Annotated in this window: 11 protein-coding genes and 1 tRNA gene; 6 read left to right on the top strand and 6 right to left on the bottom strand. The window is 67.7% G+C overall.

Going from position 1 to position 14,254, the window contains the following annotated elements; all coding sequences use genetic code 11:
- Positions 1–45: 45 nt before the first annotated feature.
- Together NLI89_RS00525 and NLI89_RS00530 are read right to left on the bottom strand one after the other, a co-directional pair.
- The gene (locus NLI89_RS00525; RefSeq protein ID WP_254685197.1) at positions 46–1,494 is read right to left on the bottom strand and encodes an MFS transporter; all 1,449 of its coding nucleotides are present in this window, start codon (positions 1,492–1,494) and stop codon (positions 46–48) included.
- Positions 1,491–2,318, bottom strand: coding sequence for an SDR family NAD(P)-dependent oxidoreductase (locus NLI89_RS00530; RefSeq protein ID WP_254685198.1), 828 nt, complete (start codon positions 2,316–2,318; stop codon positions 1,491–1,493). The genes NLI89_RS00525 and NLI89_RS00530 overlap by 4 nt, the downstream gene beginning before the upstream one ends.
- 132 nt (positions 2,319–2,450) lie before the next feature.
- Here NLI89_RS00530 and NLI89_RS00535 point away from each other — a divergent pair, with 132 nt between their 5' ends.
- Entirely contained in the window at positions 2,451–3,239 is a 789-nt protein-coding gene (locus NLI89_RS00535; protein ID WP_254685199.1) for an SDR family oxidoreductase, read from the top strand.
- A 160-nt stretch (positions 3,240–3,399) separates the two neighbouring features.
- Here the strand turns inward: NLI89_RS00535 and NLI89_RS00540 are convergent, their stop codons facing one another.
- Positions 3,400–5,655 carry an NADP-dependent malic enzyme gene (locus tag NLI89_RS00540; protein WP_254685200.1) on the bottom strand — a complete coding sequence of 752 codons (2,256 nt, stop codon included), beginning with the start codon at positions 5,653–5,655 and terminating at the stop codon, positions 3,400–3,402.
- 354 nt (positions 5,656–6,009) lie between these two features.
- Between NLI89_RS00540 and mutS the strand changes: the two genes are divergently transcribed.
- From mutS to NLI89_RS00555, 3 genes are all read left to right on the top strand, one after another.
- Positions 6,010–8,589, top strand: coding sequence for a DNA mismatch repair protein MutS (mutS, locus tag NLI89_RS00545; RefSeq protein WP_254685281.1), 2,580 nt, complete (start codon positions 6,010–6,012; stop codon positions 8,587–8,589).
- A 345-nt stretch (positions 8,590–8,934) separates the two neighbouring features.
- Positions 8,935–9,903, top strand: coding sequence for a cation diffusion facilitator family transporter (locus NLI89_RS00550; RefSeq protein WP_439144453.1), 969 nt, complete (start codon positions 8,935–8,937; stop codon positions 9,901–9,903).
- Positions 9,904–9,955: 52 nt separating this feature from the next.
- Positions 9,956–10,375, top strand: coding sequence for a glycine zipper 2TM domain-containing protein (locus NLI89_RS00555; RefSeq protein ID WP_254685202.1), 420 nt, complete (start codon positions 9,956–9,958; stop codon positions 10,373–10,375).
- A 79-nt stretch (positions 10,376–10,454) separates the two neighbouring features.
- On the opposite strand, the gene NLI89_RS00560 is transcribed toward NLI89_RS00555, so the two are convergent.
- Both NLI89_RS00560 and NLI89_RS00565 read right to left on the bottom strand, forming a co-directional pair.
- Complete coding sequence (locus NLI89_RS00560; protein WP_254685203.1) at positions 10,455–11,771, bottom strand: Nramp family divalent metal transporter; 1,317 nt, start codon at positions 11,769–11,771, stop codon at positions 10,455–10,457.
- A 232-nt stretch (positions 11,772–12,003) separates the two neighbouring features.
- A complete protein-coding gene (locus NLI89_RS00565) occupies positions 12,004–12,627 on the bottom strand; it encodes a DNA-3-methyladenine glycosylase family protein (RefSeq protein WP_254685204.1) in 624 nt (207 codons plus the stop codon).
- A gap of 72 nt (positions 12,628–12,699) precedes the next feature.
- Here NLI89_RS00565 and NLI89_RS00570 point away from each other — a divergent pair, with 72 nt between their 5' ends.
- Positions 12,700–13,017: a 2Fe-2S iron-sulfur cluster-binding protein gene (locus NLI89_RS00570; RefSeq protein ID WP_254685205.1), complete on the top strand. Its 318-nt coding sequence runs from the start codon at positions 12,700–12,702 to the stop codon at positions 13,015–13,017.
- Positions 13,018–13,180: 163 nt separating this feature from the next.
- On the opposite strand, the gene rlmB is transcribed toward NLI89_RS00570, so the two are convergent.
- Positions 13,181–13,924: a 23S rRNA (guanosine(2251)-2'-O)-methyltransferase RlmB gene (gene rlmB, locus NLI89_RS00575; protein ID WP_254685206.1), complete on the bottom strand. Its 744-nt coding sequence runs from the start codon at positions 13,922–13,924 to the stop codon at positions 13,181–13,183.
- Between the two features lie 161 nt (positions 13,925–14,085).
- Here rlmB and NLI89_RS00580 point away from each other — a divergent pair.
- Positions 14,086–14,172, top strand: a tRNA-Tyr gene (locus NLI89_RS00580).
- Positions 14,173–14,254 lie beyond the last annotated feature (82 nt).

The raw sequence follows: 14,254 nt of genomic DNA on the forward strand, positions 1-14,254 counted from the left end.
ACAGCCCCCTGTTTTGCTCCCCTCCCTGGAAGGGAGGGGGGAAGATTAGGGTTCGCGTGGGGCGGCGTCGATGCTGGGCGCGCCGGCCAGTCTCGCCAACCTCGCCTCATGCTCCACCCGCCCGAACGGAAAGCGCGAGAAGAAGAACGCCGACACGCAGGCAAGTGCGATGTAGAGGCCCGCGTAGATCAGCGTGAGGCGGTCGATCGTGGCGACAGGAACCGTGCCCGGCGTCGCCTTGGCAGGGAAGCCCGCCACCGCGAGGATCATGCCGGCGAAGAATATCCCGATCCCGCTCGTGCATTTCTGGACGAAGAACGAGCCGGCGAAGAACACGCCTTCGGAGCGCCGGCCCGTCTTCGCCTCCGAATCCTCGACCACGTCCGCCATCATCGACGCGCCGAGGATGAACCCGGTGACGTTCGACGCGGTGCCGAGGATGAAGAACCCGAACAGCATCGGCAGCAGCGTGGACTCGCCGACCTCCGGAAACACGCCGAGCATGCGCAGCCAATAGGGCGTGGTGTTGAGCGCCGCACCGCATAAGACCGCGGTCATCGCAGCCTTGGGCTTGCTGGCGGATTTTCCGAGCCGGGGTGCCGCGAGGAACGCGAGAAAGACACCCGAAAACAATGCGATGGTCAGATACACGAAGGTCGGGCCCTTGAAGCCCCATACGTAGATATAGAGGTAATTCGACATCGCGTAGCTGATGCCCTGGATCGTGTAGGCGCAGACGCCCGCCGCCATCAGGATCGCAAAGGCGCGGTTCTTCACCGTTTCGCGCAGTTCGGCGAAGGAATCGCGCAGAGTCTGGCGGGCGATCGGGGCGTTGGGGAGATGCTTGATCTCGTGGTGCGTGCCGAGCGCCGACACGAGGATCGCGACGCCGATGAGCAGCGCGCCCGCGAGCGCGAAGCCGCTGTAACCGGCGCGGTTGAGCAAGCCGTTGGGGAACGCGGCGGTGGGCGCGAGGAAATATTTATACGCGGACAGCAGCATCAGCAGCCCGCCGACCCAGCCGAACAGATAACGATACGCCATGATCCGCGTGCGCTCGTCATAGCCGGAGGTGAGTTCGGGGGTCAGCGCGACCGAGGGGACCTCGTAGCAACTCACCGCGGTGCGCACGAGCACCGCCATCGCGAACAGCCAGACCAGCGTCTGCGGCTGCGACATGACCGAGGGCGGGTTCCACAGCAGCAGCCAGCCGACCATGATCGGCAGTGCGGACGCATACATCCAGGGATGCCGCCTGCCCCACTTCGTCCGCGTGCGATCGGAGAAGAAGCCGACCGCGGGATCGACGAACGCGTCGATCAGCAGCGCCATCATGATGACGAGGCCGACGGTGGCGGAGGGCAACCCGACGACCTGGTTGTAGAACAACAGCAGGAACGTGCCGAACCCGGCGTCCTTCACCCCGTAGGCGACCGCGCCGAAGCCGTAGCTCGCCATCGTGCCGTTCGAGAGGCGGCGACCCGGAGCGGTCATTTCAGTTTGTCGAGAAGTGCGAACAGCGAGGGTTGCGCCGGGTCCCAGCTTGGCCGCGTGCCGATCGTCATGCCGCCGTCGACGAGGATGTGCGTGCCGGTGATGAAGCTCGCGTCGTCGCTGGCGAGGAACGCGACCGCGGCGGCGATGTCGTCGCCAGTACCGGGGCGGCGGATCGGCTGCGCATCGGCGGCGATGTGCGTGATCATCGCGTCGGCCTTGCTGGTCTTGTCCTCGTCCAGCTCGAGCGCCCGCGTGAAGATGTTGGTGACGATGAAGCCGGGGACGACCGCGTTCACGCGGATCCTGTGCTGCGCGAGATCCGCGGCGGCCTGTTTGGTGAGGTGGAGCACGCCGGCCTTGGCGGTGGAGTAAGCGGTCGGCGCGTAGCCGGTGCCGAGCGCGGACACCGACGAGGTATTGACGATCGCGCCGCCGCCACGTTTCGCCATGAGGGGTGCTGCGTAGCGGATGCCGAGCGCGACCGAGCGAAGGAGGAGTGCCTGGGTTCGGTCCCAATCCTCCGGGGAAATCTCGCCGATCGGATCGCGCGAGCCGCCGGCGCCGGCATTGTTGAACAGGATGTCGAGCCCGCCTGCGTCGTCGGCGGTCTGCATCAGCGCCTCGATATCGCCGGCCTGGAGGACGTCGGTGCGCTGGAACAGGATGCGGCCGCCGGATGCGTCGGCGAGCGCGTGGCCACCGGCCTCGTCGATGTCGCCGATCAGGACGGTGGCGCCTTCGTCGGCGAGTCGGAGCGCGGTCGCCCGGCCGATGCCGGACGCGCCGCCGGTCACGACGGCACGCTTGCCTGAAAACCTCACACGCACTCTCCTGCTCTTTTTTGCGAGCATAGTATGGCTTGTGCACTCGTCAATGATGCCGCGTTCGAAAAACGGGTTTGCGGCGGACGGCACTCGGCGATACCAAGCGGGCAAACATTCGGAGGATGCGTGATGGATACGACCAACCTGTTCCGGCTCGACGGGCGCGTCGCGCTGATCACCGGCGGCAGCCGCGGGATCGGCAAGATGATCGCCACCGGCTTCATCGCGCAGGGGGCCAAGGTGTATATCTCGTCGCGCAAGGCCGATGTGTGCGAGGCGGCGGCGGCGGAACTGGGGCCGAACTGCATCGCGTTGCCGCAGGACGTCTCGACGGTGGCGGGGTGCAAGGCGCTGGCCGCGCAGTTCGCCGAGCATGAGACCCAGCTCGATATCCTCGTGAACAATGCGGGGGCGGCGTGGGGCGTGCCGTTCGAGGAGTTCTCGGAGATCGGCTGGGACAAGGTCATGGACCTGAACGTGAAGTCGCCGTTCTTCCTGACGCAGGCGCTGCATGCGGCGCTGAAGGCGTCGGGATCGCGCGCAAAGCCGGCGAAGGTGATCAACATCACGTCGATCGACGGGCAGCGGCTGAACCCGTGGGAGACGTATAGCTATCATGCGTCGAAATCGGCGCTGATCTATCTGACGAAGCGGATGGCGGCGCGGCTGGTGACGGATTCGATCAACGTGACCTCGATCGCGCCGGGGGCGTTCGCGAGCGACATGAACAAGGCGGCGCGGGATCATGGGGACGCTGTGGCGCAGGGGATTCCGGCGAAGCGGGTCGGGGTGGACGAGGATATGGCTGGGGCGGCAATTTATCTGGCGAGCCGGGCTGGGGATTATGTGATCGGGGAGACGATTACCGTGGATGGCGGGCTGGTGCATGCGTCGCTGGGGACGAGCATCGACGCCTGAACTGATTCCCTCGCCCCTCCGGGGAGAGGGAGGGAGCGGCCTCTTGGCTGCGGAAGGGAGAGGGGCGGTTGGGACTAGCCGCCCACGTCCCAACTCCCCTCTCCCTTCCCACGGCAAGCGCCGCGGGCCCCTTCCCTCTCCCCGGAGGGGCGAGGGAAATTTACCTCGCTATGCCGCCTGCTGCGAGGACGGCCAGCGTAACCAGTTCGCTGGCCGTGCTCGTCATCGGGGCCACCTGGACGGGCTTTTCCATGCCGATGAGCATTGGGCCGATTACCGAATCCCCGCCTAGTTCGCGGAGCAGCTTGGCCGAGATATGCGCCGACTGGAGCCCCGGCATGATCAGCACGTTCGCCGGCCCGGACAGCCGCGCAAAGGGGTAGTTGGCCAGCTGCTTCGGGTTGAGCGCCACGTCAGGCGCCATCTCGCCCTCGTACTCGAAACCTACCTGCCGGCCATCCAGCACCGTCACCGCATCGCGGATGTTGTCGAGCCATTCGCCCTTCGGGTTGCCGAAATTCGAATAGCTGAGGAACGCCACGCGAGGCTCGTGGCCCATCCGCCGCGCGACCGCTGCGGTCTGTTCGGCGAAGTCCGCGAGTTGCTCGGCGGTGGGCCGCTCGTTGACCGTCGTGTCGGCGATGAACACCGTGTGGCTCTGGCCGACCAGCAGGTGGATGCCGAACGGGGTCTTGCCCGCGACGGGATCGATCACGCGCCGGATCTGGCGCATCGTCTCGCCGTAGGTGCGCGTGATGCCGGTGATCATCGCGTCGCCTTCGCCGAGCTGGAGCAGCAGAGCGCCGAAGATGTTGCGGTCCTGGTTGACCATCCGCTCGCAATCGCGGCGCAGGTATCCGCGACGCTGGAGCCGCGAATACAGGAAGTCGACCATCCGCGGCACCAGCGGCGAGACGCGGCTGTTGTGCAATTCGAAGCTTTCGGGATCGGTGACGCCGAGCGCGCGCAACCGGTCGGGCACGTCGTCGCGGCCGACCAGCACCGGCGTGCCGTAGCCGCCCTCCTTGAAGGCGATGGCGGCGCGGAGGACGACCTCTTCCTCGCCTTCCGCGAAGATCACGCGCTTCGGGTGCGCGCGGGCGCCTTCGTACGCCATAGACAGCACCGAGGTGGTTGGGTTGAGGCGGGCACGCAGCGAATGGCGATACGCTTCGATGTCGAGAATCGGCTTGGTCGCGACGCCCGAGGCCATCGCCGCCTTGGCGACCGCGACGGGGACGACTTCCATCAGGCGCGGATCGAAGGGCGCGGGGATGATGTAGGTCGGGCCGAAGCTGTGGCTGACTCCGTAGGCCGCGGCGACTTCCTCGGGCACGCGTTCGCGGGCGAGTTCGGCGATCGCGTTGGCGGCGGCGATCTTCATCGCGTCGTTGATGCCGGTCGCGCGGACGTCGAGCGCACCGCGGAAGATGAACGGGAAGCCCAGCACGTTGTTGACCTGGTTCGGATAGTCCGAGCGGCCGGTCGCGACGATCGCGTCGGGGCGCGCGGCCATCGCCAGTTCGGGGCGGATTTCGGGCTCGGGGTTGGCCATCGCGAAGATGATCGGCGCGGGGGCCATGTCCTTGACCATCTCCGGCGTCAGCGAGCCCGCCGCGGAGAGCCCCAGGAACACGTCGGCGCCGACCAGCGCCTCGGTCAGCGTGCGCGTCTCGGTGATCGCGGCGTGCGCGGACTTCCACTGGTCGACGCCGTCGCGGCCCTGGTAGATCACGCCCTTGCGATCGCAGAGGATGACGTTGTCGCCGCGCACGCCCATCGCCTTGACGAGCTCGGTGCAGGCGATCGCCGCGGCGCCGGCGCCGTTGACGACGATCTTCACCTCGGACAGCTTGCGGCCCGTCAGCAGGCACGCGTTGATCAGCCCCGCGGCGGTGATGATCGCGGTGCCGTGCTGGTCGTCATGGAAAACCGGGATGTTCATCCGCTCGCGCAGGGCCTGCTCGATGATGAAGCATTCGGGCGCCTTGATGTCCTCGAGGTTGATGCCGCCGAAGGTCGGCTCCATCAGCTCGACCGCGTCGATGAAGCGGTTCACGTCCTCGGTCTTCAGCTCGATATCGATCGCGTCGACGTCGGCGAAGCGCTTGAAGAGGACTGCCTTGCCTTCCATCACCGGCTTGCTGGCGAGCGGGCCCAGATTACCCATGCCGAGGATCGCGGTGCCGTTCGAGATGACCGCGACGAGGTTACCCTTGGCGGTATAGTCGTAGACGGTGGCGGGATCGTCGTAGATCGCCTGCACCGGCACCGCGACGCCGGGCGAATAGGCGAGCGCGAGATCGCGCTGCGTCGCCATCGGCTTCGACGCGATGATCTCGATCTTCCCCGGACGGCCTTCCGAATGGAAGAGCAAGGCTTCGCGTTCGGAGAATTGGAGCGTTTCGTCGGACATGGGCGGGGGCCTCGCACGGTCGTTGGGTTTGGAGGACCTTCTAGGCAGGTGGCCGCCGTTCGTCACCCCGGACACTTCGCCCTAGCCTGGGCCGCCGCGTACCATCACCACCCCGGCCTCCGCCGGGGTGGTGATGCCGGTGCGGGGTGGTGCCCTCAAATTCCTTCTCCCCCTCGGGGAGAAGGTGGCGCGCAGCGACGGATGAGGGGCGGTTGGGGCGAGCACCCGAGCCTCACTCCCCCTCACCCTCCCACGCTTCGCGCGGGCCCCTCCCTCTCCCCCTGGGGGAGAGGGGTTTTATGACGCCGGGCTTTTCGCTACCCGCCCATCATGTCGCATCCCGCCCCTACCCCAATGATGACGCAGTATCTCGGCCTGAAGGCGGAGGCGCAGGATTGCCTGTTGTTCTACCGGATGGGCGATTTCTTCGAGCTGTTCATGGACGATGCACGGGTCGCGGCGGGGGTGCTCGACATCGCGCTGACCGCGCGCGGCGAGCATGAGGGCAAGCCGATCCCGATGTGCGGCGTGCCGGTGCATGCGGCGACGGTGTATCTGCAGCGGCTGATCAAGGCGGGGCACCGCGTGGCGATCGCCGAGCAGGTCGAGAGCCCGGCAGAGGCGAAGGCGCGCGGCGGGTCGAAGGCGCTGGTGGCGCGGGCGATCGTGCGGGTGGTGACGGCTGGGACGTTGACCGAGGAGGCGTTGCTCGACGCACGCGCGGACAATTGGTGCGTGGCGATCGGCGAGGCTGGCGGGTCGGTGGCGATCGCCGCGGCGGACGTGTCGACCGGGCGGTTCGAGATCGTCGAGGTTGCGGGGGACGCGGTTGAGGCCGAACTCGCGCGGCTTGGCGGGGCCGAGGTCGTGGCGTCGGAGGCCAGCGCGTTCGAGCAATTCGCGACCACCCTGCGGCCGAAGATCGACTTCGACAGTGGGGCTGGCGAGGCGCGGCTGAAACGGGTGTACGGCGTGGCGACGCTCGACGGGTTCGGGCAGTTCGGGCGCGCGGGGCTGGCCGCGGCGGGCGGGCTGGTCGCGTATCTGGAGCATAATGCGAAGGGCGCGATGCCCTTCCTCCGCCCGCCGCGGATCGGTCGGGCGGCGGAGACGATGGCGATCGATGCGGCGACGCGGGAGAGCCTGGAACTGACGTGCACGACCGGTGGCGTGCGGAAGGGGAGCCTGCTCGATGCGGTCGACCGGACCGTGACGGGGGCCGGCGCGCGGTTGCTGGGGGCGGATCTCGGTGCGCCGTTGATGGACAAGGCCGCGATCGATGCGCGGCTCGATCTGGTGCGGTTGTTCCATGACGATCAGGGGGCGCGGGAGCGGTTGCGGTCGACGTTGCGCGCGTTGCCGGACATCGGGCGGGCGCTCGGGCGGCTCGCGGCGGGGCGTGGCGGGCCACGCGATCTGGGGCAGTTGCGCGATGGGCTGGACGGGGCGTGGAGCCTTGGCGAGCGGATGGACGCGATCGTCGATCCGCCGGTTTTGCTGCGAGATATAGCGCCAAGGTTGCGCGGACATGGCGCGCTGATCGACCTGCTCAAGCGCGCGCTGGTGCCGTCGCCGCCGATCGAGGCGTCGGACGGCGGGTATATCGCGGCGGGCTATGATGCGGCGCTCGACGATCTGCGCGATGCGGGCGCTGGCGGGCGGCGGGCGATCGCGGCGCTGGAGGCGGAGTTTCGGACTTCCACCGGCGTTACGGCGTTGAAGATCCGGCATAATGGCGTGCTTGGGTATCATGTGGAGGTCCCGGCGCGGGCGGCTGATCCGTTGATGAAGGCGGACAGTGGGTTCACGCATCGCCAGACTCTCGCGGGCGTGGTGCGATTCAATACGCCTGCGCTGCACGAGGTCGCGGCGAAGGTGTCGCAGTCGGGCGCGCATGCGTTGGCGGCGGAAGCGGCGCATCTGGAGGAGTTGACCGCCCAGGCCCTGGCGGGGCGCGAGGCGATTGCGGCAACCGCGGATGCGTTGGCTCGGCTCGACGTTGCGGCTGGGCTGGCCGAGCGGGCGGCGGAAGGCGCGTGGGCGCGGCCTTCGCTTGTGGATCACGCGTGCTTCGAGATCGAGGGCGGGCGGCATCCGGTGGTCGAGGCGGCGGTGGCGAAGTCCGGCGACCGGTTCGTGGCGAACGACTGCAACCTGTCGGAGTCGTCGCGGCTGTGGCTCGTCACCGGGCCGAACATGGGCGGTAAGTCGACCTTCCTGCGCCAGAACGCGCTGATCGCAGTCCTCGCGCAGGCGGGGTCGTACGTGCCCGCGACCAAGGCCACCCTGGGTCTGGTCGATCGCCTGTTCAGTCGCGTCGGCGCGTCGGACAACCTCGCGCGCGGCCGCTCCACCTTCATGGTCGAGATGGTCGAGACCGCGGCGATCCTCGCACAGGCGACGCCGCGATCGTTCGTGATCCTCGACGAGGTCGGGCGCGGGACTTCGACGTATGACGGGCTGGCGATCGCGTGGGCGGTGGTCGAGGCGATCCATGAGGACAATCGCTGCCGCTGCCTGTTCGCGACGCATTACCACGAACTGACGCGGCTGGCGGAGCGCTGCGAGGCGCTGTCGCTGCATCATGTGCGTGCGCGCGAGTGGAAGGGGGAGCTGGTGCTGCTCCACGAGCTCGCGGATGGGCCGGCGGATCGGAGTTACGGGCTGGCGGTCGCGCGGCTCGCCGGGATGTCGCCGGCGACGGTGGCGCGGGCGAAGGCGGTGCTGGCGAAGCTCGAGGCCGGGCGGGCGAAGACGGGCGGGCTCGCGGCGGGGCTGGACGACCTGCCGTTGTTCGCGGCGGCGGCGCAGGTCGAGGAGGTGGCGTGCGACGTATTGCGCGAGGATCTGGCCAAGCTCGATGTCGACGCGATGAGCCCGCGGGAGGCGCTGGACGCGCTGTACCGGTTGAAGGCGCTGGCGAACGAGGGCTAGCCCTTCGTCATGCCGGGCCCTTCGGCTTCGCTCAGGAGAGCATCGTTCCGGCATCCACTGTTCCGCATGGTCGAGAGAATTGGGTACGCGGGACGGTGGGCCCCGGCCTCCGCCGGGGTGACGGGATGGGTTGGTGGCAGGGTGGTTGCTCCCCTCCCTGCAAGGGAGGGGTTGGGGGTGGGTCGGGTTCCGCATATCCCTGACGTGGTGGCACGAGCAGGCCTACCCACCCCCTGCCCCTCCCTTCCAGGGAGGGGAGTCCGTTGCGCCAGAATGCTCTCCCGCGTCCTAGTATCTCATTATGCGGCGATGCTAGGCGGCGGCCGGATTAGCGGAGCGCGGGCTTTGGGCGGACATCATCACGGGCATTCACATGGCCATGGCCATTCCGGAGCCCACTCGCACGCGGGTCATGGCCACGGGGGCCACAGCCACGCGCCGGCCTCGTTCGACCGCGCGTTCGCGATCGGTATCGGCCTAAACATCGTGTTCGTCGCGGTCGAGGCGATCGTCGGCCTGCGGATCGACTCGGTCGCGCTGCTCGCCGACGCCGGTCACAATCTGTGCGACGTGCTCGGCCTCGTCGTCGCCTGGGGCGGCACGATGCTCGCGCGCACCGCGCCGACCAAGCGCTACACCTACGGGCTGAAGGGCTCGACGATCCTCGCAGCGCTGGCCAATGCGCTGCTGCTGCTGGTCGCACTCGGCGCGATCGTGCTGGAAGCGTCCCAGCGCTTCTCCGATCCCGCGCCGACCCCCGGCCTCACCGTGTCGATGGTCGCGGGCATCGGCATCGCCGTCAACGCACTCACCGCATGGATGTTCGCGCGCGGCCGCAAGGGCGACGTCAACATCCGCGGCGCGTATCTCCACATGGCCGCCGACGCGCTCGTTTCCGCGGGCGTGGTAATCGCCGGGCTGGTGATCTGGCGGACCGGGCTGACCTGGATAGACCCGGCGGTCAGCATCGTGATCGCGTGTCTGATCTTCTGGCAGACCTGGGGCCTGCTCCGCGAAACCGTCGAGATGGCACTGTCGGCGGTCCCCCGCGGGATCGAGTTCGACCATGTCGACGAGGCATTGTGCGGCCTGCCCGGCGTGCGCGAAATCCACGATCTCCACATCTGGCCGATGAGCACCACCGAGCCTGTGCTGACCGCACATCTGGTGATGCCCGGCGGCCACCCCGGCGACGATTTCCTGAGCGATGCCAGGACGATGCTGCACGAGAAGTTCGGGATCGGCCACGCGACCCTACAGGTCGAGACCGGTGCCGGCCACGACTGTTCGATGGCGGACGCAAAGGCGGTTTGAACTTTTAGGAGAAGGCGGGGGTTTAGCTGGCATAGATCAGGAGCACTTACCCATGAAGAAGCATTTCATCGCCGCCTTGATGTCGGTCGCCGTCGTCGCCCCCGCCATGATTCCCGTCGAAGCCACCGCCCAGCGCCGTGACGACCGCCGGGACGACCGCCGAGACGACAACCGACGCGTCGATCGTAACTGGCGCGGCGACAACGACCGTAACTGGGATCCGTCGCGCAGCTATCAGAACGGTAACTATCGCGAGCGCCGCCTGGGCCGCAACGATCGCATCTATCGTGGCAAGGATGGCCGCGCATACTGCAAGCGCAACGACGGCACGACCGGTCTGGTGATCGGTGCGCTCGGCGGCGGCGTGCTAGCCAACCTGATCGGTGGCGGCACGCTCGGCACGCTGGCGGGTGCCGGTGGCGGCGCGTTGCTCGGCCGGTCGGTCGACCGCGGCAACGTGAAGTGCCGCTGAGCTTCGACCGAAGCTTGCGCGAATGACGAAGCGGCGGCCGAGCGATCGGCCGCCGTTTTCGTATCCGCCGTTTGCGTGTTCAGAGCATGCCGTAGAGCAGCGTGCCGTTCAGGCCGATGATCACTGCGGCGATCACCCAGGCGAGCGTCTTCAGCCAGACCGGGCTGACCAGATCGCCCATGATCGTGCGGTCGCCGGTGAACTTGACGAGCGGTACGACCGCGAACGGGAGTTGGAGGCTGAGCACGACCTGGCTCAGCACCAACAGCTTCGTCGCGCCCGAATCGCCGGTCGCCCCGACGACGATCACGGCGGGGACGATCGCCAGCAACCGCGTCACCAGCCGCCGCGCCCAGACCGGCATGCGCAGGTTGAGGAAGCCCTCCATCACGATCTGGCCCGCAAGCGTGCCGGTCACCGTCGAGTTCTGGCCCGACGCGAGCAGCGCGACCGCGAACAGCACGCTTGCCGCGCCCATGCCGAGCATCGGCGCCAGCAATTCATAGGCCTGGTCGATCTCGGCGACGTCGGTGCGGCCTGCGACGTGGAAGGTCGCGGCAGCGAGGATCAGGATCGAGGCGTTGATGAAGAAGGCCAGGCCGAGCGCGACGGTGCCGTCGATCGTCGCCATCGTGATCGCGTCGCGCTTGCCAGCCGCGTCCTTGGCGAACGCGCGGGTCTGGACGATCGACGAGTGGAGGTAGAGGTTGTGCGGCATCACGGTCGCGCCGAGGATGCCGATCGCGATGTAGAGCATCGCCGGGTTGGTCACGATCTCGGTGGTCGGCGCCAGGCCGCCGAGCACGCCCGCCCATTCGGGCTGCGCGAGGAACAGCTCGAAGATGAAGCAGCCGGCGATGATCACCAGCAGCGCGACGACGAACGCCTCCAGCTTGCGGAACCCGAAGCGTTGCAGCGCGAGGATCAGGAACACGTCGAGCGCGGTGAGGACGACGCCGTAGACGAGCGGCAGGCCGAACAGGAGCTTCAGCGCGATTGCGGTGCCGAGCACTTCGGCGAGATCGCAGGCGATGATCGCGATCTCGCAGAGGAACCAGAGCACAAGCGAGACCGGCTTCGAATAGTGCGCGCGGCAGGCCTGGGCGAGGTCGAGGCCGGCGACGATGCCGAGGCGGGCGGACAGGGCCTGGAGGACCATCGCCATGAGGTTCGACAGCAATACGACGGATAACAGCGTGTAGCCGAAGGCGGATCCGCCGGCGATGTCGGTCGCCCAGTTGCCGGGATCCATATACCCGACCGCGACGAGGTAGCCCGGCCCGACGAACGCGAACAGGCGCCGCCAGAAGGATGCGCCTTCGGGGATGACCACGGTGCGGTGGCTCTCGGCGAGCGAGTTGGCGAAGTCGGACGCGGGGAGATTGGGGGCTGACATCGGAGGCTGCTTTGCCGGAACGGGGGGGAGGGGACAAGCGCCCGTGTCCTTACTAACCGCCAAAGCCGCCCTCTCCTGTTCCGTCATCCCGCCCCATCCGTCACCCCGCCTAATCCCCGTCACCCCAGCGAAAGCTGGGGTATCCTGGTTGGCGGGTGTCACGACCCGAACGGGGAGATCCCAGCTTTCGCTGGGATGACGGGTGGGCGGGGAACAGAAACGGAGAAGGAGGTCAGATCACCTTCATGTCCGCCTGGTAATGATGCCACGCGAAGATCGCCGCGGCGCCGCGGTGTGGGCGCCAGGCCTCCGCCACTTCGCGCGTCAGTTTCTCGCTCGGGCGGGTTTCGTGGCCGAGGATACGCCCGATCTCGATCTGGATGGCGAGATCGCCCGCCGGCCAGATGTCCGTCCGCCCTTCCGCGAACAGCAGGTAGATTTCCGCCGACCAGCGGCCGATCCCCTTCACGCGAACCAGCGCCGCTATCGCCTCTTCGTCGTCTTCGGGCAGGTTGGCCAGGTCAAGCCGGCCGCTCGTCACCTCATCGGCGAGGCTGCGCGCGTAGCCGAGCTTCTGGCGCGAGAGGCCGGCGCTGCGCAGCGTCTCGTCGCTGGCCGCGGCGATCTTCGTCGGATCACCCGCGCCGCCGACGACCGCGTCGAGCTTGGTCCACACCGCCGCGGCCGACGCCACGCTCACCTGCTGCCCGACGATCGTGCGCAGCAGCGTCGCGAAGCCGCGCTCGCTAATGCGCGGCGCGGGGTGGCCCGCATTGCCGATCGCGACCGCGAACGCGGGCTCGATCGCGCACAGGGCCGCCATCGCGGTTTCGAGTTGGTCTGCGCTCAGGCCCATGCCGGGCGCCAAGACGCTTGATCGCGCGCGGCGGTAACGCCATGGATCGGCGAAAGTTTTTCGGAGGACAGCATGCCCAAGCTTATCGTCGTGACGCGCGAAGGGGAAGAACGCGAGATCATGGGCGAATCCGGCCTTTCGGTGATGGAAGTCATCCGCGACGCCGGGATCGACGAGATTTTGGCGCTGTGCGGCGGCTGTTGCTCGTGCGCCACGTGCCACGTCCATGTCGATCCGGAGTTTGCGGGCAAACTGAAGCCGATGGGGCCGGACGAGGATGATCTGCTCGATTCGACGAACGATCGGGATGAGTTCTCGCGCCTGTCGTGCCAGATCGAGCTGACCGAGGGCTTGGACGGCCTGAAGGTCCGGATCGCAGCGGAGGACTGATTCCCCTGTCCCTCGCCCCTCCGGGGAGAGGGAGGGAGGAGCCGTAGGCGACGGAAGGGAGAGGGGCGTTGGGATCCAGGTCCCGAGCCTCACGCCCCTCTCCCTTCCCACCGCAAGCGCGGCGGGCCCCTTCCCTCTCCCCGCAGGGGCGAGGGAGCGAATTTTACCGCGTCGTGATCGCGTACAGCGCGATCGCCGCGGCGTTCGAGACGTTGAGGCTCTCGACCTTGTCCGAGATCGGCAGTTTCGCCAGTTCGTCGCAATGCTGCTCGGTATTCTGGCGCATGCCCTCGCCCTCGGCGCCGAGCACGATCGCGACGCGCTGCGTGCCCATGGCCTCGCCCAGCGTTTGCGTCGCGTGGCCGGTCAGCCCGATCCGCCAGAACCCCGCCGCCGCAATCTCTTCCAAAGCGCGCGCGAGGTTCACGACCCGGATCCACGGCACGCTCTCAAGCGCACCAGACGCAGCCCGCGCGATCGTCCCCGATTCCGGCGGCGCATTCCGATCCGGCGTCACGATCCCCAGCGCATCGAACGCCGCCGCCGAGCGCAAAATCGCGCCGACATTATGCGGATCGGTCACGCCGTCGAGGATCACGAGCGGGCGATTGTCGTCCTTGCCGTGCTCGAGCAGGTCGGCCAACCACATGTCCTCGAGCGGCTCGACCTCGATCACCACGCCCTGGTGCGGCGCATCGCCCGGCACCAATCGCGCCAGATCCATCGCCTCGGCATAGGTCACCGGCACGTCGGCGGGCAGGTCGAACCCGGCCAGCGCCTCGCGCGTGCCGAGTATTTTGCGCACCGTGCGCTCCGGATTGGCGAGCGCAGCGCCCACCGCGTGCTTACCCCAGAAGCGGGGGCGGCCTGCCGGTGCCTTGCTCGGCCTGTGTCCCTTGCGTGCCATATTCGCTCTCTATCGTGTCTGTGTATGGGGCGTCCTTGTCGGCATTCGGCCTGCGCGGCAACACCGAAGCGCGAAACTTCGCAAAAGCTGCGTTGACACACCGGGCGCGCTTCGCCATTGAGCCGCCTCGCTTGAGAGAGCGACGTTCGCAAGAGCGGCCTGGACAGGTGGCCGAGTGGTTAAAGGCAGCAGACTGTAAATCTGCCGGAGTTTCTCCTACGTAGGTTCGAACCCTACCCTGTCCACCACCGCCCCAGCGCGGTGATGCACAAAATCCTACAGCATGAGCTCAACAGCATTAGCAGGGCGAGTTCTTCCGATCGCGGAAGG

Origin of the sequence: Sphingomonas faeni, from assembly GCF_024273235.1 — a bacterium.
Classification (GTDB): Bacteria; Pseudomonadota; Alphaproteobacteria; order Sphingomonadales; family Sphingomonadaceae; genus Sphingomonas; species Sphingomonas faeni_A.